General features: G+C 53.9%; 28 protein-coding genes. 8 read left to right on the forward strand and 20 right to left on the reverse strand.

The window, feature by feature from the left end:
* Positions 1-6 precede the first annotated feature (6 nt).
* Together ROR01S_RS17460 and mtnC are read right to left on the reverse strand one after the other, a co-directional pair.
* A complete protein-coding gene (locus ROR01S_RS17460; RefSeq protein ID WP_015584906.1) occupies positions 7-549 on the reverse strand; it encodes a 1,2-dihydroxy-3-keto-5-methylthiopentene dioxygenase in 543 nt (180 codons plus the stop codon).
* Entirely contained in the window at positions 546-1,235 is a 690-nt protein-coding gene (mtnC, locus tag ROR01S_RS17465; RefSeq protein WP_004859463.1) for an acireductone synthase, read from the reverse strand. Before mtnC ends, ROR01S_RS17460 begins: the two co-directional genes overlap by 4 nt.
* Before the next feature lie 168 nt (positions 1,236-1,403).
* Here mtnC and ROR01S_RS17470 point away from each other — a divergent pair, with 168 nt between their 5' ends.
* Positions 1,404-2,549, forward strand: a complete 1,146-nt coding sequence (locus ROR01S_RS17470; RefSeq protein WP_160873236.1) for a pyridoxal phosphate-dependent aminotransferase — start codon at positions 1,404-1,406, stop codon at positions 2,547-2,549.
* On the opposite strand, the gene ROR01S_RS17475 is transcribed toward ROR01S_RS17470, so the two are convergent.
* The 4 genes from ROR01S_RS17475 to dsbG all read right to left on the reverse strand — a co-directional run bounded on the left by ROR01S_RS17475 (position 2,550) and on the right by dsbG (position 6,360).
* Positions 2,550-3,176, reverse strand: coding sequence for an IbrB-like domain-containing protein (locus tag ROR01S_RS17475; RefSeq protein WP_044023555.1), 627 nt, complete (start codon positions 3,174-3,176; stop codon positions 2,550-2,552).
* Complete coding sequence (locus tag ROR01S_RS17480) at positions 3,161-4,384, reverse strand: phosphoadenosine phosphosulfate reductase (protein ID WP_004859472.1); 1,224 nt, start codon at positions 4,382-4,384, stop codon at positions 3,161-3,163. Before ROR01S_RS17480 ends, ROR01S_RS17475 begins: the two co-directional genes overlap by 16 nt.
* Positions 4,385-4,496: 112 nt before the next feature.
* Entirely contained in the window at positions 4,497-5,423 is a 927-nt protein-coding gene (gene citR / locus ROR01S_RS17485; RefSeq protein ID WP_004859477.1) for a DNA-binding transcriptional repressor CitR, read from the reverse strand.
* Between the two features lie 190 nt (positions 5,424-5,613).
* Positions 5,614-6,360, reverse strand: coding sequence for a thiol:disulfide interchange protein DsbG (gene dsbG, locus ROR01S_RS17490; RefSeq protein ID WP_004859480.1), 747 nt, complete (start codon positions 6,358-6,360; stop codon positions 5,614-5,616).
* Positions 6,361-6,768: 408 nt separating this feature from the next.
* On the opposite strand from dsbG, the gene ahpC reads away from it, so the two are divergent.
* Positions 6,769-7,332, forward strand: a complete 564-nt coding sequence (gene ahpC, locus ROR01S_RS17495; protein WP_004859485.1) for an alkyl hydroperoxide reductase subunit C — start codon at positions 6,769-6,771, stop codon at positions 7,330-7,332.
* Between the two features lie 239 nt (positions 7,333-7,571).
* A complete protein-coding gene (gene ahpF / locus ROR01S_RS17500) occupies positions 7,572-9,137 on the forward strand; it encodes an alkyl hydroperoxide reductase subunit F (RefSeq protein ID WP_032716880.1) in 1,566 nt (521 codons plus the stop codon).
* A 68-nt stretch (positions 9,138-9,205) separates the two neighbouring features.
* Here the strand turns inward: ahpF and uspG are convergent, their stop codons facing one another.
* Entirely contained in the window at positions 9,206-9,634 is a 429-nt protein-coding gene (uspG, locus tag ROR01S_RS17505; protein ID WP_004859493.1) for a universal stress protein UspG, read from the reverse strand.
* A gap of 198 nt (positions 9,635-9,832) precedes the next feature.
* A complete protein-coding gene (gene rnk / locus ROR01S_RS17510) occupies positions 9,833-10,243 on the reverse strand; it encodes a nucleoside diphosphate kinase regulator (RefSeq protein WP_004859496.1) in 411 nt (136 codons plus the stop codon).
* Between the two features lie 240 nt (positions 10,244-10,483).
* On the opposite strand from rnk, the gene ROR01S_RS17515 reads away from it, so the two are divergent.
* Positions 10,484-11,314: an alpha/beta fold hydrolase gene (locus ROR01S_RS17515; RefSeq protein WP_004859498.1), complete on the forward strand. Its 831-nt coding sequence runs from the start codon at positions 10,484-10,486 to the stop codon at positions 11,312-11,314.
* Positions 11,315-11,342: 28 nt separating this feature from the next.
* Here ROR01S_RS17515 and rna read toward each other — a convergent pair whose 3' ends face one another.
* Both rna and dcuC read right to left on the reverse strand, forming a co-directional pair.
* Entirely contained in the window at positions 11,343-12,140 is a 798-nt protein-coding gene (gene rna, locus ROR01S_RS17520; protein ID WP_015584900.1) for a ribonuclease I, read from the reverse strand.
* Between the two features lie 85 nt (positions 12,141-12,225).
* Entirely contained in the window at positions 12,226-13,596 is a 1,371-nt protein-coding gene (dcuC, locus tag ROR01S_RS17525; protein WP_004859503.1) for an anaerobic C4-dicarboxylate transporter DcuC, read from the reverse strand.
* A gap of 291 nt (positions 13,597-13,887) precedes the next feature.
* Between dcuC and pagP the strand changes: the two genes are divergently transcribed.
* Entirely contained in the window at positions 13,888-14,463 is a 576-nt protein-coding gene (gene pagP / locus ROR01S_RS17530) for a lipid IV(A) palmitoyltransferase PagP (RefSeq protein WP_032716882.1), read from the forward strand.
* Between the two features lie 195 nt (positions 14,464-14,658).
* Entirely contained in the window at positions 14,659-14,868 is a 210-nt protein-coding gene (gene cspE, locus ROR01S_RS17535) for a transcription antiterminator/RNA stability regulator CspE (protein ID WP_004859511.1), read from the forward strand.
* A 57-nt stretch (positions 14,869-14,925) separates the two neighbouring features.
* Here cspE and crcB read toward each other — a convergent pair whose 3' ends face one another.
* Complete coding sequence (gene crcB / locus ROR01S_RS17540) at positions 14,926-15,309, reverse strand: fluoride efflux transporter CrcB (protein ID WP_004859513.1); 384 nt, start codon at positions 15,307-15,309, stop codon at positions 14,926-14,928.
* A gap of 90 nt (positions 15,310-15,399) precedes the next feature.
* Between crcB and ROR01S_RS17545 the strand changes: the two genes are divergently transcribed.
* Together ROR01S_RS17545 and tatE are read left to right on the forward strand one after the other, a co-directional pair.
* Entirely contained in the window at positions 15,400-16,188 is a 789-nt protein-coding gene (locus tag ROR01S_RS17545; RefSeq protein ID WP_064359731.1) for a deaminated glutathione amidase, read from the forward strand.
* Between the two features lie 127 nt (positions 16,189-16,315).
* On the forward strand, positions 16,316-16,522 hold the full coding sequence (gene tatE / locus ROR01S_RS17550) for a twin-arginine translocase subunit TatE (RefSeq protein ID WP_004859519.1): 207 nt from the start codon (positions 16,316-16,318) through the stop codon (positions 16,520-16,522).
* Positions 16,523-16,749: 227 nt separating this feature from the next.
* Here tatE and lipA read toward each other — a convergent pair whose 3' ends face one another.
* From lipA to rlmH, 9 genes are all read right to left on the reverse strand, one after another.
* Complete coding sequence (gene lipA / locus ROR01S_RS17555; protein WP_004859521.1) at positions 16,750-17,715, reverse strand: lipoyl synthase; 966 nt, start codon at positions 17,713-17,715, stop codon at positions 16,750-16,752.
* A gap of 179 nt (positions 17,716-17,894) precedes the next feature.
* Positions 17,895-18,854: a YbeF family transcriptional regulator gene (locus ROR01S_RS17560; RefSeq protein ID WP_064359732.1), complete on the reverse strand. Its 960-nt coding sequence runs from the start codon at positions 18,852-18,854 to the stop codon at positions 17,895-17,897.
* 142 nt (positions 18,855-18,996) lie between these two features.
* Positions 18,997-19,641: a lipoyl(octanoyl) transferase LipB gene (gene lipB, locus ROR01S_RS17565; RefSeq protein ID WP_015584897.1), complete on the reverse strand. Its 645-nt coding sequence runs from the start codon at positions 19,639-19,641 to the stop codon at positions 18,997-18,999.
* A gap of 98 nt (positions 19,642-19,739) precedes the next feature.
* Positions 19,740-20,003, reverse strand: coding sequence for a DUF493 family protein YbeD (gene ybeD / locus ROR01S_RS17570; protein WP_004859527.1), 264 nt, complete (start codon positions 20,001-20,003; stop codon positions 19,740-19,742).
* Positions 20,004-20,117: 114 nt separating this feature from the next.
* A complete protein-coding gene (gene dacA / locus ROR01S_RS17575) occupies positions 20,118-21,317 on the reverse strand; it encodes a D-alanyl-D-alanine carboxypeptidase DacA (RefSeq protein ID WP_015584896.1) in 1,200 nt (399 codons plus the stop codon).
* Positions 21,318-21,460: 143 nt separating this feature from the next.
* Positions 21,461-22,579: an endolytic peptidoglycan transglycosylase RlpA gene (gene rlpA / locus ROR01S_RS17580; protein WP_004859534.1), complete on the reverse strand. Its 1,119-nt coding sequence runs from the start codon at positions 22,577-22,579 to the stop codon at positions 21,461-21,463.
* Between the two features lie 10 nt (positions 22,580-22,589).
* Positions 22,590-23,702, reverse strand: coding sequence for a peptidoglycan glycosyltransferase MrdB (mrdB, locus tag ROR01S_RS17585; RefSeq protein WP_004859537.1), 1,113 nt, complete (start codon positions 23,700-23,702; stop codon positions 22,590-22,592).
* Positions 23,702-25,603 carry a peptidoglycan DD-transpeptidase MrdA gene (gene mrdA, locus ROR01S_RS17590; protein ID WP_004859539.1) on the reverse strand — a complete coding sequence of 634 codons (1,902 nt, stop codon included), beginning with the start codon at positions 25,601-25,603 and terminating at the stop codon, positions 23,702-23,704. Before mrdA ends, mrdB begins: the two co-directional genes overlap by 1 nt.
* 27 nt (positions 25,604-25,630) lie before the next feature.
* Entirely contained in the window at positions 25,631-26,098 is a 468-nt protein-coding gene (rlmH, locus tag ROR01S_RS17595; protein ID WP_015584895.1) for a 23S rRNA (pseudouridine(1915)-N(3))-methyltransferase RlmH, read from the reverse strand.
* Between the last annotated feature and the right edge of the window lie 3 nt (positions 26,099-26,101).

The raw sequence follows: 26,101 nt of genomic DNA on the forward strand, positions 1-26,101 counted from the left end.
GCGGCGTTAGGCCAGCCGCGGGTAGGCGTCGGCGATATCGTTGCCGGTAAATTTCGCTACCCAGCCTTCCGGGTTGTCGAAAATACGGATAGCGGTGAAGTCAGGCTCCGGGCCCATATCAAACCAGTGCGGCGTGTTGGCCGGTACCGAAATCAGATCGTTCTTCTCGCACAGCACCTGAAACACTTCGTTGCCGATATGCAGGCAGAACAGCCCGGCGCCTTCAACAAAAAAGCGGACTTCGTCTTCCCCGTGGGTGTGTTCGTTGAGGAACTTCGCGCGTAGCGCCTCTTTCTGCGGATTATCCGCGCGCAGGCTGATCACGTCCCAGCTCTGGTAGCCCTTTTCCGCCACCAGCTTCGCGATTGCGTGCTGATAGGCTTCAAGCACCGCCTCGGATGTCGGAGAGGGGCCTAAATCACGGTCGGCCTGCCAGCGTTCGAAGCGCACGCCTTTGGCGTTGAGCTGCTGCTGAATTTCATCGCCGTCGGTGCTATGCCACAGAGGGGTACCGGCGTCTTTTTCTGAATAAATCGTTAATGCGCTCATGCTGGGATCTGCTCCGGATGAATGTCGTCAAAACGCTGAACTTGCGGGTGATGGCTGGCAGGATCGCGGTCGCCGCGCACCAGCTGAATCGTACGAAAACCGGCGGCTTCTGCCGCATCCAGCTCCTGATGAATATCGGAGAGGAACAGAATCGTCGCCGGATGATGCCCCAGCTGTTCGGCAATATTGCGATAGGACTGCGTTTCTCGCTTGGCTCCCGTCAAGGTGTCGAAATAGCCACTGAACAGATGAGTAATATCACCTTCGTCGCTGTAGCCAAATAACAATTTCTGCGCCGCGACGGAGCCAGAGGAATATATATATAAATCAATTCCCTGGGACTTCCATTTTTCCAGCGCGGGCAGAACGTCCGGATAGAGATGGCCGGTAAAGTCGCCATTAACGTAGCCTTCGCGCCAGATAATACCCTGCAGCGCCTTGAGCGCCGTTGACTTGCGGTCTTCGTCCATAAAGGCCAGCAGGGTATCAATCAGTTCGGCGGTGCTGGCGGCGGGGTTATCGATTTCCGCTCGCAGATTATCAAGGATCGTCTTCACCGGCTCGGCGTACTGTTGCGCGGTGACAAAGGCCGCTAGCCGCTCGCGGGCGTACGGAAACAGAACGTTGTGGACAAAAGAAATGTCGCTGGTGGTGCCTTCAATATCGGTCACGATAGCGCGGATCATGGTTTCTCCAGAGTGGGCGGTGCGCCGTGATGGGCTGCTTCAGGCGAGAACCGGCATAACATTATCATTTAGACGTCTAAGCGTCTTGATTGCCAAATATTAACATCGTGTTATAGTGGCTTCAACAACAGCATTACAATCGGTAATTATAAAATGAGCAATAAGCCACTGATTCCTGAAAGTAAACTTCCTTCTCTTGGCACCACCATATTTACACAAATGAGCGCGCTGGCGCAGGAACACCGGGCGATCAATCTGTCGCAGGGGTTCCCGGACTTTGACGGGCCGCGCTACCTGCAGGAGCGCCTGGCGTATCATGTCGCTCAGGGGGCTAACCAGTACGCGCCGATGACCGGTGTCCCGGCTTTGCGTGAAGCGATTGCCGACAAAACCGCCGAACTGTACGGCTATCGCCCGGATGCCAACAGCGATATTACCGTTACGGCGGGGGCAACCGAAGCGCTCTATGCGGCGATTACCGCGCTGGTACGCGCCGGCGATGAGGTCATCTGTTTTGACCCAAGCTACGATAGCTACGCGCCGGCCGTGGAGTTATCTGGCGGCGTATTGAAACGTATCGCTCTGCAGCCGCCCCATTTTCGCGTTGACTGGCAAGAATTTGCCGCAGCGCTTAGCGAGCGCACCCGGCTGGTTATCCTGAACACGCCGCATAATCCGTCGGCGACGGTCTGGCAGCGCGAGGATTTTGCCGCGTTGTGGCAGGCGATTGCTGACCATCAAATTTATGTGATCAGCGATGAGGTCTATGAGCATATTTGCTTTGCGACGCACGGGCACGCCAGCGTACTGGCACACCCTCAGCTGCGCGAACGGGCGGTGGCGGTCTCTTCTTTTGGTAAAACCTTCCACATGACCGGCTGGAAAGTGGGGTACTGCGTGGCGCCGGCGGCGATAAGCGCCGAGCTGCGCAAGGTTCATCAGTATCTGACTTTCGCAGTGAATACGCCTGCCCAGCTGGCAATCGCCGATATGCTGCGCCATGAGCCGGAGCACTATCGCCAGCTGCCGGAATTCTACCGCGAGCGGCGAGATCTGTTTGTCGATGCCCTGCGCAGCAGCCGTCTGGAGATTCTTCCTTGCGAGGGCACCTACTTCCTGCTGGCTGACTACAGCGCGATTTCCGATCTCGACGATGTGAGCTTCTGCCGTTGGCTGACGACCGAAGTGGGCGTCGCGGCGATCCCGCTCTCGGTGTTCTGCGCCGATCCGTTCCCGCACCAGCTCATCCGCCTGTGCTTTGCAAAACAGCCGGCAACTCTGCTGGCCGCAGCGGAACGTCTCTGCCAGCTGTAGCTATTTTACGGTCCACGCCTGAGAAAATTGCCGGTCGCCAAACAGTTCGGCAAGACCGTTAATTTGTTTCAGGCGTAACACCTCGTCAGCGTCCATACCCAGCTCCTGACTGATTTTCGCGTCTGACCAGCCCAGGTTTGCCAGCTCATGGACGATCGCGGACATGGCGGGGATCTGATGGCGGCCCCGCGCGCGGTTATGGCGAATGGTGGCGGCCATCAGCGTATCGCGACCGGGAGAAGGGTTTTCCAGGCAGGTAACCGGGAGATAGCCGTTCAACTGCTTTTTTAACGGCGCTTTGTTTCTGGCGAGCTCGTGGCGATGGAATCCGTCAACGATGGTGTAGCGCGCCTCATCTTGTCTGAGCACCACAATGGGTTGCGTAAAACCATCCGTCTCCAGCGAAGTGAGCAGCAGACGTTTTTCCGGCGGGGCGAGGTTGTTGGGGTTGTAGTCATTTGGCGAAACGCTCTCCTGCTTGACCCACAGCACACAGTCAACGGGATGTGATTTGAACGGACTGTAATTGTGCAAAAGCTGGCGAAAAGCGTTCAGCGCCTCCACGCGTTCTGCATCCTGGAGAGTGTTCAGATAGCGCTCAAGATCCTGCATTATTTGTTGTTGCATAAGATTCCCCACTGCTGGCGTTTTTGACGCATTCGTTCGCGGTAGCGTCGGTATTGGCTGGCTTTGGTCGGACTGAAAGAGAGCATGCGGCACCAGTAATCGTTATTCAGTAGCACTTTGCAGATGCGTCGCCAGGAGGGAATATCCTTCACGCCGGTATCGGCCGTCTGGAGGTCAGGTATATCCACCATTCCTTGCTTTTGATACCAGTGCAGATAGACGGCAATTTTATTCCGGTAATGTTCGGCCGTTTTTTCCGGCATGCTGTCGAGTAAAAACAGGGCGTAGCTCTTCCAGGTATGATGTCCGGGTTTCTCCAGCTTGCGATGTCCGTAGAACTGGTTATCCTGGCCGGCGTAGATCCCGCCGCAGCCTGCGCCGCTCACCCGCTGGCACATAGCGGCCCAGCGCGCAGGTTCCAGTACGTGATAAAGCCAAAGCCCCTGGCGTTGTTCCGGACCGAAAGGTTCACAGATACGCATGTAGCGCAGCGGTACGCCGGCCTGATACATCAGGTCATAGAGTGGGTTACAGGCGAGTCCGCTTTTGGCAAACCAGGTCCAGATATCAGCGGTTTTCCAGTCATAAATAGGGTAGGCGTACCACGCGTGGCCCCCCGGCGCTGAGGTGGTCCAGGGCTTATCATCGGCAAAACGCTGTTTGCGACGCGATGAGATGGTGATAAATCGGTTAAGGGATTCATCCGCGCGGATGCCGACTAAGATCGCCGCGGGACGGTTAGCGGAAAACCAGTCGGCGAATTCGCGCACAAAGCTTTCGAAGCTCATCCCCGGGGCGTAAAAAGAAAAATAGCCGGGGTCGGTAATGGCATGCGGCGGAGGCTGGCGCACCCATGGGGTGTCAGGTTCCCAGCATTGCCATTCCGGCGCGAACTGACTGAGTGAGTTCTGCGTGGTTAGCGGCAGAGCAACCCAGAAAAATTGTTCGATGACATCCTGATATGTTTCCCGCAGCGCTTCACAATGGGTAATGGTGCAGGAAAACTGCGCCTCCCAGTCGATAAACAGCACGCTAATTTTGCGGCCTGTACGTCGTGCGTGAAGCGCGGTCAGATGTAACATCAGAGTGGAATCCTTGCCTCCGGAAAAAGAGACACAGATTCGGGAGAAATTATCCATCACCCATTCAATACGTTTCTGCGCGGCCTGCAGAACGGACTCGGGTAATGGAAGTTTTATTAATGCCACGATCTCTGTTCCTTAACTGCAGTTGACGGTTTGATTGCATACCATGCTACGACAGAAAATAACCACCGTCATTTTTTATGCTTTTACATTTGCGTGGATTATTAATTTAGACTTAATCATTCATGGCGTGAATTTTTGTCTGAGGTTGCGGATGGATTATCTTGTCGATCAGCGAAGAGAACAGGGGGGTATTTATCTGCGTCTGGTGATAAATCATGTAGATCATAATAGAGGGTAGCGGAACGGGCAGCACTCTTAATTTCAGATTAAAAAGCGGGGGAGTCAATATCGCTTTAGGAACAAAGCCGATAAGGTCGGTGTGGTTAATCATATTGATGATCGCTATCAGAGAATCGCTGCGAAAGGCAATCCTGCGGTCAGGAAAGCTTTTTTTCATTTGCGCATAAAAACTCTTTATCCCGACTTCACTGGAAAGATAAGCGGCAAAGCTTTCTCGCATAATGGCCTGCCGGTCGTTGAGTTCATCGGCCCGCGGATGGTGTTCGCCACAGACCAGTACCATTTCAGCCTCGTGGAAGGGCTGGCAGAGCGTCTCCGCGTTTTTACCGGGGGACAAACTGAGTATCAGATCCGCCTTGCGCTGTGAGAGCAAATTCTCCACTGATTCGCTGGTGAGCTGAAGGTCATGATGCTCAATCTGCATATTCCGGCTGTGGTAGAGGGCACGGATGAGTTGTGAAGAGTCGGGGGTAATAAATAACTGTGGGCTATAAATGACAAACCGTTTTTTTAAATTGTCCGGGTTGGCTATAGAAATCGTTTTCTCCAGCTGGCTTAAGTTTTTTTCGAGAAGATAATGCAGGTTGACGCTCATTTGGGTGGGGGTAATGCCTTTCCCCGAACGAATAAACAGCGGATCGTTAAGCTGAGTGCGCAGGCGTTGCAGTGACTGGCTTACGGCGGAGGGCGTAATAAATAATGTTTCCGCCGCCCGACTGATGCTCAGATGTTGATAGATGCATTCAAAAATAACCAGCAGGTTAAGATCGAATTTTTTCAGGCCGTAAAGGTTCGCCATGGCTAATTATCCGGATTACGTCGTGGTGATAAAAGTTATTAGTATTTTGTATTTTATTTTTTTGTAATAATTGAGTTGGTGAATTTATAATAGCGTTTATTTTTCGCCAATACTGAATGTATATGACTGGAGAGGCGTAAGCCAGGTTCTTTTTTCTCAGGAACCTGGCCAGGAAGAGGAGCTGAGCGGGCTACTTTTCTCCCATCATGACCTGCAGCTTGTCGGCTTCAGGCAGCCCGACCACCTGCTGCAGCATATTATCTTTGTTCATGTAGTAAATGGCCGGCGTTGCGTTCGCGCCGAGTTCATCCATTAACTGCTGGTTCTCGCTGACGATCTTCATTTTTTCCGGGGAGAGATTAGTCGGGATCTTAATAAGCATTTTTCCGGCGGATTGTTGGTAATCACGCCAGGTTTTCGCCGGATCCTCGGTAGCGAGAATTGCGGCGGCCGTCGCCGGGCTTTCGGGTTTGATAACGCCAACCAACAGCGTGCGAATCTGTACTTTGCCTGACTCTACCCACGGACGGGCCTGTTGCCAGAATTGCAGGCAGTACGGGCAGAAGGGATCGGCAAAGACATACAGAGTGACCGGCGCCTCCTTTTTCCCTTCCTGTAGCCAGCTGGCGGCCTCCATTTTCTTCCACATCGCCTGGCCTGCCGGCGTATAGAGCTCTTTCTGGAACAGCTGCTCGCTCAGGTTATTGCCATTTTCATCGTACATATAGCCGGAAATAGCGTGCTTGCCGTCGGGGGTCAGATAGATAGCGACCCCCATATCCTGATATTTCCCCAGCCATCCCTTCACCCCACCCGGTGCTTCAAAGGGCTTAATAATGGTAATTCCCTGTTTTTCTATCGCTTTTACGGGAGCCGGAAGATCTTCAGCCTGGCAGAAAAAGGGTAAAAAACTGAGAAAAAACAGACGCTTTAACATGATAATTCCTTGTTAAATCAATGTGTAAGGTGAAAAGATGACGAAGCCTATCACAGCTATAGGTAAGACCTGCTCGCGGGCGGATTGCCCTTTAATACTGCGGATGGTGTAATCGGCCTTGCTGTTACATTAAGGTAATGTAGAGCGCAACACATAGCCAGCTTGTCTGGCACTGAACCTACCTGCGGGTATTTCAGGTAACGGGGCCGCCTGAATAGGGTGGCCTTTTTACTTTCAGTGCCACGGGATGCAAAAGTAACGAAAAGCGGCGATCGTCGCGCCGGGTTCACAAAGCTGTCTTGTTCCGGTTGTTAGATATCGCTTATTGATTTGATAATGCAAACGCATTGGTCGAATCAGGAAAAGTTCGTTAACTTAGACCTCAACGAAAACACGGAGGAAGTATAGATGTCCTTGATTAACACTAAAATCAAACCTTTTAAAAACCAGGCATTCAAAAACGGTGAATTCATCGAAGTTACCGAAAAAGACACCGAAGGCCGTTGGAGCGTATTCTTCTTCTATCCGGCTGACTTCACCTTCGTATGCCCGACTGAACTGGGCGACGTTGCAGACCATTACGAAGAGCTGCAGAAACTGGGCGTAGACGTGTACTCCGTTTCTACCGATACCCACTTCACCCACAAAGCATGGCACAGCAGCTCTGACACCATCGCGAAAATCAAGTATGCGATGATCGGCGACCCGACTGGCGCCCTGACCCGTAACTTCGACAACATGCGTGAAGACGAAGGCCTGGCAGACCGCGCAACCTTCGTTGTTGACCCGCAGGGTATCATCCAGGCTATCGAAGTTACCGCTGAAGGTATCGGCCGCGACGCATCTGACCTGCTGCGTAAAATCAAAGCTGCTCAGTACGTTGCTTCTCACCCAGGTGAAGTTTGCCCGGCGAAATGGAAAGAAGGTGAAGCGACTCTGGCGCCTTCCCTGGACCTGGTCGGCAAAATCTAAAATTCACTACACCTTTCGCGCTACAGGTGCGTTGGCTACGCTTCATCCCCCGGTCACTTACTTATGTAAGCTCCGGGGATTCATAAGCCTGCCGCCTTCCTGTAACACGAAATGCTTGCGAATTTATCCTCAAGCGGGTGCATCTGCGCCCGTTTTATTCCAGCACCATGATGCAAGCCGCATTCAGGCCGCCCGCAAGGCTGCTTGCATGATGATGTTTTTTAAGCAGGAGATTAAAAATGCTCGACACCAACATGAAAACCCAGCTCAAGGCCTACCTTGAGAAACTGACCAAACCTGTTGAGCTGGTTGCCACGCTGGATGACAGCGCAAAATCGGCAGAAATCAAGGAACTGCTGGCTGAAATCGCCGAACTGTCGGAAAAAGTGACCTTCAGAGAAGATAACAGCTTGCCTGTCCGCAAGCCTTCTTTCCTGATTGCCAATCCCGGATCCCTCCAGGGGCCGCGTTTTGCCGGTTCTCCGCTGGGACATGAATTTACCTCTTTGGTGCTGGCGCTGCTGTGGACCGGCGGCCATCCTTCCAAAGAGACCCAGTCACTGCTCGAGCAGATCCGCGATCTGGACGGTGATTTTGAGTTTGAAACCTATTATTCGCTTTCTTGTCATAACTGCCCGGATGTCGTGCAGGCGCTGAACCTGATGGCGGTACTGAATCCGCGTATTAAACATACGGCGATTGACGGTGGGACTTTCCAGAATGAGATTACCGATCGCAACGTGATGGGCGTTCCGGCTGTCTTTATGAATGGCCAGGAGTTCGGTCAGGGTCGTATGACGCTGGCGGAAATTGTCGCTAAAGTTGATACCGGCGCCGAAAAACGGGCGGCGGAAGAGCTGAATAAGCGCGATGCTTATGATGTGCTGATTGTTGGTTCCGGCCCGTCTGGTGCCGCGGCGGCGGTCTATTCTGCGCGTAAAGGTATTCGTACCGGTCTGATGGGTGAACGTTTCGGTGGTCAGGTGCTGGATACCGTGGATATCGAAAACTACATCTCTGTACCGAAAACCGAAGGGCAGAAACTGGCCGGGGCGTTAAAAGCGCACGTCAGCGACTATGCGGTGGATGTGATCGACTCTCAGAGCGCATCGAAACTGATTCCGGCTTCGGTAGAAGGCGGCCTGCACCAAATTGAAACGGCCTCCGGCGCGGTGCTGAAAGCGCGCAGCGTGATCATTGCCACCGGGGCAAAATGGCGCAACATGAACGTGCCGGGTGAGGATCAGTATCGCACTAAAGGGGTGACCTATTGCCCGCACTGCGACGGCCCGCTGTTTAAAGGTAAACGCGTGGCGGTCATCGGCGGCGGTAACTCCGGCGTTGAGGCGGCCATCGATCTGGCAGGTCTGGTAGAACACGTGACCCTGCTGGAGTTCGCGCCGGAAATGAAAGCCGACCAGGTCCTGCAGGATAAAGTCCGCAGCCTGAAAAACGTCGATATCATTCTCAATGCGCAGACCACTGAAGTGACGGGCGATGGCAGCAAAGTGACCGGCCTGCAGTATCGTGACCGGGTCAGCGGTGATGAACACCATATCGAGCTGGCGGGGATTTTCGTGCAAATTGGGCTGCTGCCGAACACCAACTGGCTGGAAGGCACCATCGAGCGTAACCGGATGGGCGAGATTATCATCGACGCGAAATGTGAAACTAACGTCAAGGGCGTGTTTGCCGCCGGCGACTGCACAACCGTACCGTACAAACAGATTATTATCGCCGCGGGCGAGGGCGCGAAAGCTTCCCTGAGTTCGTTCGATTATCTGATTCGTACCAAAAGCGCATAATAAAGTAAGACCACACCTGCATATAAAAGAGGCTACCCCAGGGTAGCCTCTTTTTTTAGCCTTCGGGGTTACCGAACGACCATTACCGGAATATGGGCATGGCGGATGACGCTTGAGGCATTAGAGCCAAGCAAGTGGGTGCTGATAGAAGGGTTGCGCGAACCAATCACCACCACATCGGCTTTAATTTCGTTCGCCAGTTCATTGACCATGTCCCGCACATTACCAAAGCGGACGTGCATTTTAATCCGCGAAGGGTCGATGCTGAAATGACCTGCCATTGTTTTCAGGCGCGTTTCCGCTTCGTGCTGTAGATGCTCTTCAAAACGACGCAGATCGGCGGTAAAGCGGCTCATCGTGAAGCTGGACGATCCGGGTAAGACGTGGAGCAGGTGAATAATCCCATCCTGCTGGGCCAAAAACTCCGCGTGGCGGACGGCCTTGTCGCTCAACTCCATCTCAAAAACATCAACGGGCATAATGATAGTTTTATACATATGCATTCCTCCTTGTTCGACTGTTTCTATATCAACACATTATAGGAAAATATAGTGTCATTCAGCTCGCAAAACTGTCAGCTCAGACGAAGAGAGAGGTAAAATTTTGTCAGAACAAATGAGAGAGGGAAGAGGGCAGAAAGAGGATGCGAAGACATCCTCTGAATAAAGCGTGAAACGCCTCAGGCAGCGGGAGAATTAACGATGAAACTCACCTGCAGCTTCCGGCTGGTAAAGTAGCTCCAGGACTTCGAGATGAGCCGATGCCCCGCCCGGTAATTCCCAGTGGATCGCACTGCCGACTTTCAGACCGAGCAGCGCGGCGCCAACGGGAGCGAGCACGGAAAGCTGGGTGGCGCTGTCCGTTACCTGCGAGGGAAACACCAGTGTCCGCACGCGTTCTTCACCGCTGCTCAAATCGCGAAATCTGACTTTACTGTTCATGCTGACAACATCATGCGGCATCGCTTCGGGCGCCAGCATTTGTGCACGATCCAGTTCGTCGTTCAGCGCATCTGCCACCGGGGAATTAGCGAAAGCCGGCTGTTCGAGCAGCCTGTCGATGCGTTCTGCATCGAGCTCATTAATGATGATTGCGGGTCTGGTCATCGCATACTCCGTGTTATCCAGGAACCTGTCCGTAAAAGAAAACCCTCACCGAAAAGGCAAGGGTTAATGTCGTCCCATCATACTGAGACTTGTCGGCGGTTTGAAGTGATTAAACGCACATTAAGTGATGATCGCCGAAAGGGACATATGAAATTTATGATAATGCCGTCACAACCGAAAAATCTGTCTTATCCTTTTTAAGCTGTATCAGGTAGTACCCTTCCAATACAGGAGACTTAAATGAGCGGTTTTGACAAACTTACTCTTAACGACGGTAGTTATCTGTATTTTAAAGACTGGGGTAGCGGGCAACCGGTGGTATTCAGCCACGGCTGGCCGTTGACGGCTGATGCTTTTGAAGATCAAATGTTGTTTCTCGGATCGCATGGATTCCGCGTGATTGCTCACGATCGCCGGGGGCATGGTCGCTCGGCGCAGCCCTGGGATGGCCACAATATGGATCAGTATGCCGACGATCTGGCTCAGCTCACGGCCCATCTGAACTTACGTGATGCCGTTCATGTCGGACACTCAACCGGCGGCGGGGAAGTCGCGCGTTATATCGGCCGGCACGGAACTGACCGTGTGGCGAAAGCGGTGCTGATTGGCGCCGTGACGCCGATTATGATTCAGACGGACTTTAACCCGAACGGCGTTCCCAGGGCGGTCTTCGACAGCATCAGGGAGGGGGTTATTGAGGATCGCGGAGCGTTCTTCTATGAGCTGACGGCAGCATTCTACGGCTACAATCGGGACGGGGCCAAAGAGTCAAAAGCGGTACGTGAAGGGTTTGTCGAGCAGGGGTTGCAGGGGTCAATCAAAGCGCTTTATGACTGTATTGAAGCGTTTTCTGAAACCGACCTCCGTGAAGACCTGCGTAAGATGACGATCCCGACGCTGGTGATTCATGGTGATGATGACCAGATTGTCCCGTTTGAAACCTGCGGGAAAGTGGCGGCGCAGCTGCTGCCTGACGGCGAATTAAAGGTCTACCAGGGCGGGTCTCACGGGATCTGTACGACCCATAAACACCAGATTAACCAGGATCTGCTCGATTTTATTCGCGCGTAATCTACCGGCGGCTTACGCCGCCGAATCATCAGTTGCCGGCTTTATCAATCACAAATTGTTTGCCGCAATTCCCCGGATGAGGCTGGGGCAAGAGGCTATTAGCTGAAAGCGGCTGATTGATGGCCTCCGCTTTGATGGCGATTTGCATTTCGGTTAAATAAGCCGGATTGCCGTTACAGGTCAGCTTAAATGCTTTCACGCTCTGCTTACCATATGCCTGCGCGACCGCGGCATCGAACTCATCGCGGCTGACGCTCTGCCCGTAGTGCTTCGCCAGAAAGAGGCCCAGCGGGCTCTGCTTCACTTCACTATCAAGACGTACCATCGTGCCAAAGTAGCTATCGGGATCGAAGCCAAAACAGACGCCGTGTTTCGCATACTCATAACGCTCGAGACATGAATTGCCGCCGGCTCCCGGCATCACGCTATTGAGTTTATTCGCCATCTCGAGCGACAGCCCGGTTTCAGCGGCCTGGCATTTACGCCCGGCTTTCACTTCAGGCATGTTGGGGACAGGGCGGGTGGCGCAGCCAAAACGCATCCAGCGCCGATCGTCGACGCCCCGGGCAGCAATGGATTTTGGCAGGCCAGGCCAGAGGCCATGTACCGTCAGGAAATCCGCTTTATTCGGTAATTCCTGCTGCAAGCGACACTCTTCCGGCTCACTCCGGTTTCTGTCATGCATGCTCTGGCAGAACCCCGTTTGCCATGACAAAGCCAGTACATAACGGTCGAAATCGCCATATTGCGTTGCGGTGAGTGGTTCAGCGCCGGCCTGGGTTGCCGTCAACAAAAGGGCAATGGCGACGAAATCCTTCCTGAACATTTTTAATCCTGATAGTGGGTGACAATGATTTACAGGAAATGATTAAAGCATAAAAAAGGCGCCAGCTGGCGCCTTTTCGCGTTTATTAAAGCGCGCTACCGGGTACCAGAACTTCGGTGGCGATAATCACCACCAGCAGACCGACGATAACCGGAACAGAGGTCCGTTTCACCACTTCAAAGGGGGAGATTTTGGCCATCCCGGCAACGGCGACCACCACGCCTGAGACCGGCGAAATAGTCCGACCCAGGTTTGAAGCCTGTAGCATAGGAATGGACAGGTAGGCCGGGTTGATGCCTGAAGAGTGGGCTAATTTCGGGATCATCTCTACGAAGGCGTAAAACGGCGCGTTACCAGAACCGGTGGTCATTGCCGCCAGCATGGTCAGAATCACCAGCACCAGCATTAAAATAATGCTCGCCGAGCCAAATGATGTGGCGATTGAGATCAGGCTATTGATAAAGCCAATGGTGCTCAGGCCCTGAGCAAAGACGCCGGCGGCCACTAACAGCATGACGACGCCGGCGAAGGCATCGGCCATGCCGCGGTAGGCGACTTCCAGTCCGGCGAAAACATTTTTCGTATTAAAGCCGCGCACAAACTCCAGCACGGCCGCCAGCAGCATGCAGAGCACGAGGATAGCAATAATATGCAGCTCCGGGCCCCATTTCCCGTCGAAAATCAGGACGCCGATAATCGGCGTAAAGGGCAGAAGGGCGTAAAAGGAGGGAGCGGTTGTGGTGATCTCATTCACATCAAGCATTTCGTGAACGACATTCTCTTTTTTATCCAGATAGCGCTGCCAGAAGTAGTGGGCAATGGCCATGCTGATAATTGCGACGATGGAGATTGGCAGCGTGGTTTTAAACGCGAAGTCGATGAGCGGCATTTCTGCGGCTTTGGCGGCCAGCACCACGTCGCCGGAGGTCGGAGAGAGGATAATGGCGGCCGGCGAGGCGCAAATGGCCGCCGCGGCGCCGCGACTGATACCGACGTTCACCATCACCGGGAACAGCGTGGCCATCAGCAGAACGCCCAGGCCGGTTGCCGAAGAGACGGCCAGCGACATCAGACAGGCGACAAAATAGGCGGCGATCATCAGCAGATAGGGAGAGTTAATATAGCGCAGCGGCTTTGAAGCCAGCTTTACCACCATATCGTTGGCGCCAATGTGGGTCATATAGGTGGCGAATCCGCAGAGCATCATGATCATCATGCCCAAATCGCCGCCGCGGCTCATCAGGAGAATTTTAACGTATTCGATAATATCGGTCGCGGAGTACCCCGTGCTTTTTGTATCGCCGGGTAAAATTTTGTGCCCCATCAACGCGCTGACGATGAGTAACGTCAAACCGCCGACGAACAGCACGCCGGTGGCGGAATACCCCTTTATGATATAGCGGGCAACACCCACAATGACCACAATCCCAATCAGGATCTCAACTAGCGTAAGCATCTTTTACCCCTAAGCCTTTTACCCAAAGAATCTGCTAATAAATAAAGTGAAGATAAAATTAAGTGAGCGAATGTGCCTAATTAATGGGCGAAACATGCTGATGCAAATCAATAAACTGATGAGAACCCTGCAATCATCAGTGGAGGGGCGGCCGCTATCACAAAACGACGAGGTGAAAAGGGGGCTGTTTTTCCGATCATAAATCAGAAACTTACCTAATTTCGTTAAGGTAATATTAAGATTATACTTGTTAAATTATTGCGCTTTAAAATCGATATTGGTAAGAGATAAGTGTTGAGACAACGTCAGTTCGTATTGTTTTTTCTTGGTTTTTTAGGGGTAATGCTCTCTTGTGGCGCGGCTAACGCGTCGTTTACGTCGACGATTCGCGATGGGTATAACACCTTAAGTGATAACGTCGTGCAAACCTGGCAGGAACCTGAACACTACGATCTGTATGTTCCCGCGATTACCTGGCATGCCCGCTTTGCCTATGACAAAGAAAAGACCGATGAATATAACGAGCGTCCGTGGGGAGCAGGATTCGGGGTTTCGCGCTGGGATGATAAAGGCAACTGGCACGGCCTGTATCTGATGGCTTTTAAGGACTCGTTTAACAAATGGGAACCGATTGGCGGCTATGGCTGGGAGAAAACCTGGCGTCCGTTAGCAGATGACAACTTTCATCTTGGTCTGGGGTACACGCTGGGCGTGACGGCGCGGGATAACTGGAATTACATTCCCATTCCGGTCATTTTGCCACTGGCATCCATTGGTTATGGACCGGCAACTTTCCAGATGACCTATATCCCCGGGACCTACAATAACGGTAACGTCTACTTTGCCTGGGCCCGTTTCCAGTTTTAGAACTGGCATAACTTAGCAATAAAAGAGCTAAGTCGTTTGTCCTGTGAAAAAACAACAACTAAGGCGTGACCTCCTAAAAAAGATAGCGATATTTGTCACTTTTTAACAAAGTTGGACTGGACAAAAGGCATCACAATTGATGTACTGGTGTCCGACACAGTATCAGTGTCGTTTTTTCATATAAAGGTAATTTTGATGTCTAAGATTAAAGGTAACGTTAAGTGGTTTAATGAATCCAAAGGATTCGGTTTCATTACTCCGGAAGATGGCAGCAAAGATGTATTCGTACATTTCTCTGCAATCCAGTCCAACGGTTTCAAAACTCTGGCTGAAGGTCAGCGCGTAGAGTTCGAAATCACTAACGGTGCCAAAGGCCCTTCTGCTGCAAACGTAAACGCTATCTAAGCATTGCGTCAGTAGAATATAAAAACCCGCTCAACGCGGGTTTTTTTTTGTCTGCCGTTAGCGGCTGGCAGCGTGGGAAAAGAGCCAGAATGCCGTTGCCGTCATGGCGAATGAACCTAACAGATTGACCAGAATGTTCAGCAGCGCCCAGCTGAAACGGCCCTGTTGCAGCAGGAAAACGACCTCCGATGAGAAGGTTGAGAACGTCGTCAGCCCGCCGCAAAATCCGGTAGTGATCAGCAATTTCCACATTGGGTCAATGTTTGTCAGGCGATTAAACCATGCCAGCCCGGCACCAATGATAAATGCGCCCAGCAAGTTTGCCGCGAGTGTGCCGATGGGAATAGCGTGATGCATTGGATTGAACTTCATACCAAGCCACCAGCGCAATACGCTGCCGGTACCGCCGCCAACAAAAACGGCTAAAAGTAGTTGTGACACTCTCATTCCCTGCTATTTGGTTAATACAGGGGTTTGAGTGTAGCGCGCAAAATGCGTCATTGGCTACGAAATACCTGACGGGAGAAGAGAATGCGGATTGCTGCGGGACAATTTGCCGTTACGGCGGACTGGCTAGTCAATGCGCGTACCTGCGTAGCGTTGATGAACCAGGCGGCCGGGCAGGGAGTATCATTGCTGGTATTACCGGAAGCATTGCTGGCGCGTGACGACAGCGATCCGGATCTCTCGGTAAAGTCGGCGCAGGAGATTGATGGCGGTTTTCTGCAGCTGTTGCGTGATGAAAGCCGGAATTATGGTTTAACCACGGTGCTGACGCTGCATGTACCTTCGGGTGAGGGGCGAGCGACGAATACGCTGGTGGCGATACGCCAGGGCGAAGTGATTGCCCAATACCAGAAGCTCCATTTGTATGACGCGTTTGCGATGCAGGAGTCGCGACTTGTCGATGCCGGGCAACAGATTCCGCCGCTGATTGATATCGACGGGGTACGCGTTGGCCTAATGACCTGTTACGATTTACGCTTTCCTGAACTGGCGTTAACGCTGGCGCTTAACGGTGCTGAAGTATTGGTTTTACCCACCGCGTGGGTAAAAGGGCCGATGAAGGAGTATCATTGGGCCACGCTACTGGCGGCCAGGGCTCTGGATACGACCTGCTATATCGTTGCGGCAGGCGAATGCGGCACCCGTAATATTGGTCAGAGCCGCATTATCGACCCGATGGGAACGATAATGGCGGGGGCAGGGGACGAGCCGCAGATGATTACTGCCGACATTTCGACAGCGTCGCTGCGTCAGATTCGCGAGCGTTTGCCGGTGTTGAAGAACCGCCGCTTTGCGCCACCGCAATTATTGTGATGTTTTTTTAAACAAGGCTTGATTCACCTTGTTACAGATTGCTATTGTGTCCGCGCGTCAAATAGCCGTTAATTGTTCGCGTGTATGATGGCGTATTCGCAGCTTGTTTTAGAGAAGAAGGTTAGCTATGGGTGAGATTAGTATTACCAAACTGCTGGTTGTCGCAGCACTGATTATTTTAGTGTTTGGTACCAAAAAATTACGTACGCTGGGTGGAGACCTGGGGTCCGCTATCAAAGGCTTCAAGAAAGCCATGAACGACGATGACGATAGCGCGAAGAAAACCAGTGCGGAAGAAGACGCTCCGGCACAAAAGCTCTCTCATAAAGAGTAATTAAAGGCGCTTTCCCCGACAGCGGGAGGGCGTAACCGACAGGCGAGAGTCTGGACGTTGAAGAGGCTGCAGCGATAAGCGTTGCGGCCTCTTTTTGTTGCCTGCTCGCGAAAATACGGAAAAAATGCAACCAGTTGTTACCAGCGGGCAGGGAAACATCAGACGGGCGGGATAAAAACAGATCGCCGCGCGAAAGCGTTCACGCGGCGATTGGCGGGCAGTGAGATTTACTTCACTTCCATCCCTTTGGCTTGCAAGTCGGCATGATAAGACGAACGAACGAACGGACCGCAGGCGGCATGGGTGAAGCCCATCGCCATCGCTTCGGCTTTCATCTCTTCAAACTCATCCGGGCTAACGTAGCGCTGAACCGGCAGGTGATGACGGCTTGGCTGCAGATACTGGCCCAGGGTGAGCATAGTCACGCCATGGCGACGCAGGTCGCGCATAACTTCGATGATCTCTTCGTTGGTCTCGCCGAGACCGACCATCAAACCTGATTTCGTCGGGATCTCCGGATGCGCTTCTTTAAAGCGCTCCAGCAGCTTCAGCGACCAGTTGTAGTCGGCGCCTGGGCGAACCTGACGATACAGACGCGGCACGTTTTCCAGGTTGTGGTTAAACACATCCGGCGGCGTCACCGTGAGGATATCCAGCGCTCGATCCATACGGCCACGGAAGTCAGGGACCAGGGTCTCAATCTTAATCGTCGGGTTTTTCTCACGAATAGCGCTGATGCAATCGGCAAAGTGCTGCGCGCCGCCGTCGCGAAGATCGTCGCGGTCAACGGAGGTCACGACGACGTAACGCAGACCCATATCGGCGATAGTTTGCGCGAGTTTCTGCGGTTCGTTGGCATCCGGGGTCACCGGACGACCGTGCGCAACGTCACAGAACGGGCAGCGGCGGGTACAAATCGCGCCGAGGATCATAAAGGTGGCCGTTCCGTGGTTGAAGCATTCCGCAAGGTTTGGGCAAGAAGCTTCTTCGCACACGGAGTGCAGACCGTTCTTACGCATCGCTGCTTTGATTCCCTGGATACGGGACGAGTCAGCCGGAAGTTTGATTTTCATCCATTCCGGTTTTCTGAGCAGAGCTTCACGCTCAGTTGCCACGTTTTTCACCGGGATAAGGGCCATTTTATCGGCGTCGCGGTACTTAACACCGCGTTCCATCACAATGGGTTTACTCATAGCGTGCGTGTTCCAGTTGCGAGTCACGAAGGAAAGCGAATCAATTCAAGGAAATGTTGTATTTATCAACTATTTTTGAATTAAGGACAGGCAGTATACCATTGATATGGGACAGAAAGCAGCCTACCTGTTCGGCAAATTGTAAAATAGTTGTTGTTTTATGCTTATCCTCACGTGCTTTATTGTTTAAACGACTGGCAAACGACCTCGATGACCTGATTCAGCAACGGTTCCTGCGCGCTCTGCCGGTTGTAATGCAGTGCAATCTCAATGCGCTCTTCGGGTAATTGAGCGTAGTCGAGCCTTGCCAGCGACCACGTTTGCGCCAGCAGAGAAAACATTCGCTCCGGCATCAGCCCGAGCATATCGCTTTGGCTAATCAGCGCAGCCTGGGCAAACAGGTTGTCGCTGCTGAAGCCACAGCGGCGTTCTCCCTGGCGTTCCTGCCGCTGCCGGTATATTGCCGGATAGCGTTGGCCCGGCGATAGCTTCAGCGCAAACTCATACTGGCGGAGATTCTCTTCGGTTAACGGCCTTTGCAGCGCCGGATGTCCTTCGCGGCAATACATCACCAGCCGCTCTTCAAACAGCAGGTGATACGCGATGGTCTGGCTACTGTAGGTATCGTTGTCGATCACTAAATCGACCTGGCGTTGGTTAAGCTGACTGCTGGCATCGGTAATGGCGATGTTGTGTAACCGGATCTGGGGGAAACGCGGTTTGAGCGCGTGCGCAATCGTGGGGATGACCAGCGCCCCGATGAGAGGGGAGGTCGCGATGGTGAGGGCGCGTGGCTGAGCCGCCCCGCAGGCCAGGTCAAGGGCGCTGAGGAAGGATTCCATTCCCTGGCTGATGTACTGGTGAAGATGGGTTGCGTAGGCCGTAGGCCTCACCCCCTGGCCTTTACGAATAAACAGTGGGTCGGGGAATACCGCACGCAGTTTGTTAAGCGACTGGCTGATCGCCGATGGTGTAATGTTCAGCACTTTAGCGGCATTTACGATGCCCTTGTGGACATACACCGCTTCAAAAATGGTCAGCAGGTTCAGATCCACATTGCGTAGAATACGCAACACCTGGCGGTCGTGGTGCGGTTCCTGCGGTGCGGGCGACTCTGATGACGGCGTGTTATTTTCCACTCAGCGCTTCCTGTTATCGGAAATAGCGCAAGTATAGCGGCCGGCGGCAGCGTCGTGCGTGACGTTTAATTGCAAATATAATGGCTTAACTATCGATAATGCGAATGTCGCGCCCGGTGACAGGGGCGCGAGCGGGCGGGAGCTAAGCGGCAGCAATCATCTCGTGGGGCGGGTTGCCGAGCAGGGCCAGCAGGTTGGCAACCAGATGTGGCGCCACCATCTGCGGTTGAATATCCGGCTGCCACTGGCGCATTTGGGTCATCTCCATCCCGGCATAGCCGCAGGGGTTAATCCGCAGAAACGGCGACAGGTCCATCGCAATATTCAGCGCAAGCCCGTGAAACGAACAACCTTTCCGGATGCGTAAACCCAGCGAACAGATTTTTTGCTCGCCGACGTAGACGCCGGGCGCATCGGCGCGTGGATGTGATTCAATCGCGTATTCCGCCAGCGTATTGACCACGGTCTGTTCCAGCAGAGTAACCAGTTCGCGCACGCCCAGTTTCCGGCGCTTGAGGTTCAACAGAACATACATCACCTGCTGCCCTGGCCCGTGGTAGGTCACCTGGCCGCCGCGATCGCTTTGAATGACCGGAATGTCCCCCGGAACCAGCACGTGTTCGGCTTTTCCCGCCTGGCCTTGAGTAAAGACCGCAGGGTGCTCTACCAGCCAGATTTCGTCCAGCGTGCTGTCGTCGCGGGTATCGGTAAATTCATGCATCGCCTGCGAGACCGGTTCGTAAGGTTGCAGGCCAAGTTGACGAATAAGGATTTTGTTATGCTGCAAAACAACGTCTCCGCAGAGAGAGAAGTGACTTGAGGGGGGAGTATATCACAGCATAGCGGGGAGAGATGACCCGGCGCAGGACCGGGTCTGGGAATGGGTTACAGCACCATCCGGACGATATCGATATTGCCCAGCTCTTCGTACAGGGTTTCGACCTGCTCGATATGGGTTGCGTTGATGGTGATAGAGACCGAGTGGTAGTTCCCCTTGCTGCTCGGTTTTACCTGTGGAGAGTAATCACCAGGCGCATGGCGCTGTACCACTTCCACCACCTGATCAACCAGCTCAGGCAACGCCTGCCCCATTACTTTGTAAGTAAATGGAGTAGGGAATTCAAGCAGTTCGTTAAGTTTGGTTTTCATGTCAGCTCCGGTGTTACGACAAAAAATAATAACTCCCACGAAGTGTGGGAGTTATCAGGTTACTTTGATGATTAGTATATGGGGATGTAAATCACACTTTCAAGTGTTCGATTTTTAACCAAACCAGTGGTGGAACATTAACTTGATGTAATCAATCATTTTTCCGAAGAAATTGCCTTCAGGAATTTCTTGCAGGACGACCAGCGGGCGCTGATCGATCGTTTTACCGTCCAGCTGGAAGTTAATGGTGCCGACAACCTGATTTTTCTGCAGCGGGGCGTGCAGTTCGGTATTGTTCAGCACATAGCTGGCTTTCAGATCTTTCATGCGGCCACGAGGGATAGTCAGATAAACGTCTTTATCGACACCCAGCGAAGCGCGATCGCTGTCGCCAAACCAGGCTGGTTCGGAAGAGAACTCTTTCCCGGCTTTCAGCGGATTAACGGTTTCGAAGAAGCGGAAGCCCCAGGTCAGCAGCTTTTTGCTTTCGGATTCGCGGCCTTTGTAGGTGCGGCCGCCCATGACGGCGGAGATCAGACGCATCTGGCCTTCGGTCGCCGAGGCCACGAGGTTATAGCCCGCTTTATCGGTATGCCCGGTTTTAATCCCGTCGACGTTCAGGCTGTTATCCCACAGCAGACCGTTACGGTTCAGCTGACGAATGCCGTTAAAGGTGAACTCTTTTTCTTTATAGATGGTGTATTCGTTCGGTACATCGCGGATCAGCGCCTGGCCAATCAGCGCCATATCGCGCGCGGAGCTGTACTGACCGTCGGCATCGAGGCCGTGAACGGTCTGGAAGTGGCTGTTTTTCAGGCCCAGCGCATTGACGTAGCTGTTCATCAGGCTGACGAAGGCATCCTGGCTGCCGGCAACATAGTCGGCCATGGCGACGCAGGCATCGTTACCTGACTGCAGATTGATGCCGCGGATCAGCTGAGAAACCGGAACCTGCATACCCGGCTTCAGGAACATCAGTGAAGAGCCTTTAAACACCGGGTTACCGGTTGCCCACGCATCGTTACCCACCGTAACCAGGTCGGTTTCTTTAAACTTACCCGCTTTCATGGCCTGACCGATGACGTAGCTGGTCATCATTTTGGTCAGACTCGCCGGGTCGCGGCGGGAATCGGCGTTATTCTCCGCCAGCACTTTGCCCGAATTGTAATCAATAAGAATCCAGGATTCGGCGTCAATCTGCGGCGCGCCTGGGATCATGGTTTTGAGATTCAGGTCATCGGCGTGGGCAGCGGAGGAGAGCGCTGCAACGGAGAGGGCCGTAACGAGTAAACGTGCGGTGAAAGAGGTCTTCATGGTCAGAACAACGGCATCCGTGATGGAGTTAAAAAAAGTGCCTTACTATAACAAATGCTCTGTGGACCGGCATCCGACATTGCGCATGACTTTGTTAATGACTTTTTCATGCGCATCACAGTACGGACAACGACCCTACCTGTTTAGTTGGCGTGAGTAATAAATGATTGCAGCTGAGCTTCGCTTTGCAGGCGCTGTTGTACCGTGCTGGCCTGCGATTTACTGGCGAATGGCCCTAGTTGAATGCGCCACACTGCGCCGTTCTGCACGACGCGGCCAGGCACGGAAAACTGCTGGCTCAGACGCTGCTGATATTGCTGCGCGCGGGCCCGATCGCTGACGGCGCCGACCTGGACGACAAAATCGCCGCTGGCGCTGGCCGAAGAGGCGGCGACAGCCGTGGTTGCCGCCGCAGCCGGCGCTGCTGGCGTGACGCTGCCTTGCACAGAACCAGGGGCGGTAACCGGCGCGCTTTGGGTGGCAGTCTGAACCGCAGGCTCGCTGCTTTCCAGTACGCCGCTATTCAGGGGCGTCGGCGCGCCGAGGAAGCCGCTGCTGTTCACCGGAGCGCCAACGTTGTCTTCCGGCTTCAGCGTGGCATTGCTGATCGGGCGAACGTCGGTTGGCGCCGTCGGTTCGCTGGAAACACCTGCGCCGCCGTCAAGATCGGGACGAGCAGGCAGCGCATAGGTCTGTTTGGCGACGGTAGTACAGGCCATGCCCGGGCCGGAAAGCGAACCGTCCGGTGCGACGATGATCGGATCGATACGCACTTTGGTGTTGTTGGAGGTGTTCAGGCGATCGGCGGAGGCGCGAGAAAGCGAAATCACGCGATCGGTGCCGTACGGGCCGCGATCGTTAATGCGCACGACGATCATGCGGCCATTTGCCACGTTCGTCACGCGCACGTAGCTCGGGATCGGCAGCGTCGGGTGTGCTGCGGTCAGCTGCGTCGGGTCGAAGGCTTCGCCGGATGCCGTCAGGTTGCTGTTGGGCTCCGCATCATAAATGGCGGCCAGACCGGTCTGGGTAAAGTTAGACGGATCCTGGACGATTTTATAACTTTTACCCTCGCGCTCGTAATCCTGATTCGCCGTCGCATTTGGCGTCTCATAATGCGGATCGGCGCCGCTGATTTCCACGCTTGGGCCATTACAAACGGCCGGCTGTGGAGTGCTGACCGTCTTCTGTTGAACGTCTTCACCCGAACATGCCGCCAGCAGCCCCGCTGCTATGCAAATCCCCAGCCATTGCTTACGCATCGCAAACCCCTTAAACGCTTTTCGACAACATTTTTCTGTGGGTGTGGATCGACATCACGATACCAAACCCGGCCATCAATACGATCAGGGCTGAGCCCCCGTAGCTGACCAGCGGCAACGGTACCCCCACCACTGGTAAAATACCACTCACCATACCAATATTTACGAAGACATAAACGAATAAAATCAACATTAAACCACCGGCCATGACGCGACCGAAGGTGGTCTGCGCCTGGGCGGCGATCCACAGCCCGCGCATGATGAGCAAAATATAGAGCGCCAGTAGAATCAGCACGCCAATCAGGCCGAGCTCTTCGGCCAGGACCGCAAAGATAAAGTCGGTATGGCGCTCCGGCAGGAATTCAAGCTGCGACTGGGTGCCGTGCAGCCAGCCTTTGCCGCGTAATCCACCGGAGCCAATGGCGATTTTCGACTGGATAATATGATAGCCGGCACCCAGCGGATCGGTTTCCGGGTCGAGCAACATCATGACGCGCTGACGCTGATAATCATGCATCAGGAAGAACCATAAAATCGGAATAAACGCCGCAACCAGCACCACCGCCACGCCGATCAGGCGCCAGCTCAGCCCGGAAAGGAACAGCACGAACAGGCCAGACAACGCAATCAGAATCGATGTTCCGAGGTCAGGCTGGGCGGCAACCAGCAGGGTTGGCAGAAAAATCAGCACCAGCGCAATGGCGGTATTCTTCAGCGAGGGTGGGCAAACGTCGCGGTTGATAAAGCGCGCGACCATCAGCGGGACGGCGATTTTAGCAATTTCCGACGGCTGAAAGCGCACAACCCCCAGATCCAGCCAGCGCTGGGCGCCTTTGGAAATCGCGCCGAAAGCGTCAACCGCCACCAGCAAAATGATACAGAAGATATAGAGATAGGGCGCCCAGCCTTCATACACGCGCGGCGGGATTTGCGCCATCACGATCATGATCACCACGCCCATGGCGATCTGGCCTATTTTGCGCTCCATCATCCCGATGTCCTGGCCGCTGGCGCTCCAGATGACCAGCGCGCTGTAGGTCAGCAGCGCCAGCAGAATCAGCACCATGGTCGGATCGAGATGGATTTTATCCCATAGTGATTTTTTGTTCGGATTATCGGTCATTATTGATCCTCACCCGCCGTGACCGCCGGGTTTTCACTCGGCAGGTTTGTGTTGTTATCACCCAGCATAATGTGGTCGAGAATCTGGCGCATAATCGTGCCGACCGCCGGGCCAGCACCGCCGTTCTCAAGAATGATGGCAACAGCAACCTGGGGATTGTTATAAGGGGCAAACGCCGTCATGAGTTTATGGTCACGCAGACGTTCCGCGATTCGGTGCGCGTTATAGGTTTCATTGGCTTTCAGGCCAAATACCTGGGCTGTACCGGATTTCGCCGCAATTTTATAGGGCGCGCTGGCGAAGTATTTATGCGCGGTCCCGTTGCCACGGTTAGCGACGCCGAACATCCCGTCCTTGGCGATTTCCCAGAAGCCGGAATGAATGTCGCCGACCGGCGGCTCGTGCGGTTGAACCCAGGGAACCTGTTTGCCGTCTTCGACGGTGCTTTGCAGCAGATGCGGCACTTTCACCAGACCGTCGTTTATCAGGATCATCAGCGCTTTGTTCATCTGAATCGGCGTGGCGGTCCAGTAGCCCTGGCCGATTCCGACCGGGATGGTGTCACCCTGATACCAGGGCTTCTTAAAGCGTTTCAGCTTCCATTCGCGGGTCGGCATATTCCCGGAACGCTCTTCCGACAGATCGATACCGGTATAGTGGCCGTAACCGAATTTGCTCATCCACTCAGAGAGGCGGTCGATACCCATATCATAAGCGACCTGATAGAAGTAGGTATCCGCAGACTCCTCGAGCGCTTTGGTCACATTCAGATGCCCGTGACCCCATTTTTTCCAGTCGCGGTAGCGCTTGTCAGAGCCCGGCAGCTGCCACCAGCCTGGGTCGAACAGGCTGGTATTGCGGGTGATGACGTTCGCGCTGAGGGCCGATACGGCGACATAAGGCTTCACCGTCGACGCCGGCGGGTAGACCCCCTGAGTCGCGCGGTTGACCAGCGGAGTATTCGGATCGTTCAGCAGGGCGGAGTAGTCTTTACTGGAGATGCCGTCCACAAACAGGTTCGGGTCGTAGCTCGGCGTGGAGACCAGCGCGAGGATGCTGCCGGTACGCGGGTCGGTGACGACCACGGCAGCGCGGCTGCCGGCGAGCAGGGTCTCAATGTACTGCTGAAGCTTGAGATCGAGGGTCAAATAGATATCGCGCCCGGCCTGCGGCGGCACCTCTTTGAGCTGGCGAATGACGCGGCCGCGGTTGTTGACCTCAACCTCTTCATAGCCGGTCTGACCGTGCAGTACGTCTTCGTAATAGCGCTCGATTCCCAGCTTGCCAATATCATGCGTGGAGGCATAGTTGGCCAGCTTGCCCTCTTTATCCAGGCGATCGACGTCTTTATCGTTAATTTTTGAGACGTAGCCGATAACGTGGGTCAGCGCGGAATTATAGGGGTAGTAGCGGCGTTTATAGCCTTTTACTTCGACGCCGGGAAAGCGGTACTGGTTAACCGCAAAACGGGCTACCTGGACTTCGCTCAGGTTGACCTTGACGGGAATCGAGGTGAAGCGATGGGAACGCGAGCGTTCTTTCTTGAAGTTTGCAATATCATCATCGGTCAGATCGATGACGTCGCGTAACGCATCCAGCGTCTGCTGCACGTTATCGACTTTCTCCGGCATCATCTCCAGCTGGTAGATGGTGCGGTTCAGCGCCAGCGGCGTACCGTTGCGGTCATAGATAATGCCGCGACTGGGCGGAATGGGGACCAGCTTAATACGGTTTTCGTTGGAACGCGTTTGATAGTCGGTGTAGCGAACAATCTGCACGTTATAAAGATTGGCAACCAGTATGCCGGTAAGCAGCAAAATCCCCAAAAAAGCGACCAGCGCCCGGCGCACGAACAGCGAGGATTCAGCCGTATAGTCGCGGAAAGAATTCTGTAATTTCATTCGCTGCTTAGTCTACCCTGGTCATCATTATTCACGGTGGTAAGGGTGGTTGGTGGTAATGCTCCACGCACGATACAGGCTCTCAGCGACCAGTACGCGTACCAGCGGGTGAGGCAACGTGAGGGTGGAGAGTGACCAACTCTGTTCCGCTGCTGCTTTACAAGCCGGAGAGAGCCCCTCGGGACCGCCGATAAGCAGGCTGACGTCGCGGCCATCCTGTTTCCAGCGCTCCAGCTCTCGTGCCAGCTGCGGCGTATCCCACGGTTTTCCCGGAATATCCAGGGTCACGATGCGATTTTTGCCTGCGGCTGCCAGCATCATCTCCCCTTCTTTGTCGAGGATTCGCTTGATGTCGGCATTTTTACCGCGTTTACCGGCAGGGATTTCCAGCAGCTCGAACGGCATATCTTTTGGAAAACGGCGCAAATATTCACTAAAGCCGGTCTGAACCCAGTCCGGCATCTTGGTGCCAACGGCCACCAGCTGCAGCTTCACGCA

It is taken from the genome of Klebsiella ornithinolytica NBRC 105727 = ATCC 31898 (assembly GCF_001598295.1).
GTDB lineage: Bacteria > Pseudomonadota > Gammaproteobacteria > Enterobacterales > Enterobacteriaceae > Klebsiella > Klebsiella ornithinolytica.

Bases quoted from the DNA above. Each gene is read 5' to 3' on its own strand.
- ROR01S_RS17460 (WP_015584906.1), bottom strand. From the start codon at position 549: ATGAGCGCATTAACGATTTATTCAGAAAAAGACGCCGGTACCCCTCTG.
- mtnC (WP_004859463.1), bottom strand. From the start codon at position 1,235: ATGATCCGCGCTATCGTGACCGATATTGAAGGCACCACCAGCGACATT.
- ROR01S_RS17475 (WP_044023555.1), bottom strand. From the start codon at position 3,176: ATGCAACAACAAATAATGCAGGATCTTGAGCGCTATCTGAACACTCTC.
- citR (WP_004859477.1), bottom strand. From the start codon at position 5,423: ATGGCGAACCTTTACGGCCTGAAAAAATTCGATCTTAACCTGCTGGTT.
- dsbG (WP_004859480.1), bottom strand. From the start codon at position 6,360: ATGTTAAAGCGTCTGTTTTTTCTCAGTTTTTTACCCTTTTTCTGCCAG.
- ahpC (WP_004859485.1), top strand. From the start codon at position 6,769: ATGTCCTTGATTAACACTAAAATCAAACCTTTTAAAAACCAGGCATTC.
- ahpF (WP_032716880.1), top strand. From the start codon at position 7,572: ATGCTCGACACCAACATGAAAACCCAGCTCAAGGCCTACCTTGAGAAA.
- uspG (WP_004859493.1), bottom strand. From the start codon at position 9,634: ATGTATAAAACTATCATTATGCCCGTTGATGTTTTTGAGATGGAGTTG.
- rnk (WP_004859496.1), bottom strand. From the start codon at position 10,243: ATGACCAGACCCGCAATCATCATTAATGAGCTCGATGCAGAACGCATC.
- ROR01S_RS17515 (WP_004859498.1), top strand. From the start codon at position 10,484: ATGAGCGGTTTTGACAAACTTACTCTTAACGACGGTAGTTATCTGTAT.
- rna (WP_015584900.1), bottom strand. From the start codon at position 12,140: ATGTTCAGGAAGGATTTCGTCGCCATTGCCCTTTTGTTGACGGCAACC.
- dcuC (WP_004859503.1), bottom strand. From the start codon at position 13,596: ATGCTTACGCTAGTTGAGATCCTGATTGGGATTGTGGTCATTGTGGGT.
- cspE (WP_004859511.1), top strand. From the start codon at position 14,659: ATGTCTAAGATTAAAGGTAACGTTAAGTGGTTTAATGAATCCAAAGGA.
- ROR01S_RS17545 (WP_064359731.1), top strand. From the start codon at position 15,400: ATGCGGATTGCTGCGGGACAATTTGCCGTTACGGCGGACTGGCTAGTC.
- tatE (WP_004859519.1), top strand. From the start codon at position 16,316: ATGGGTGAGATTAGTATTACCAAACTGCTGGTTGTCGCAGCACTGATT.
- lipA (WP_004859521.1), bottom strand. From the start codon at position 17,715: ATGAGTAAACCCATTGTGATGGAACGCGGTGTTAAGTACCGCGACGCC.
- ybeD (WP_004859527.1), bottom strand. From the start codon at position 20,003: ATGAAAACCAAACTTAACGAACTGCTTGAATTCCCTACTCCATTTACT.
- dacA (WP_015584896.1), bottom strand. From the start codon at position 21,317: ATGAAGACCTCTTTCACCGCACGTTTACTCGTTACGGCCCTCTCCGTT.
- rlpA (WP_004859534.1), bottom strand. From the start codon at position 22,579: ATGCGTAAGCAATGGCTGGGGATTTGCATAGCAGCGGGGCTGCTGGCG.
- mrdB (WP_004859537.1), bottom strand. From the start codon at position 23,702: ATGACCGATAATCCGAACAAAAAATCACTATGGGATAAAATCCATCTC.
- mrdA (WP_004859539.1), bottom strand. From the start codon at position 25,603: ATGAAATTACAGAATTCTTTCCGCGACTATACGGCTGAATCCTCGCTG.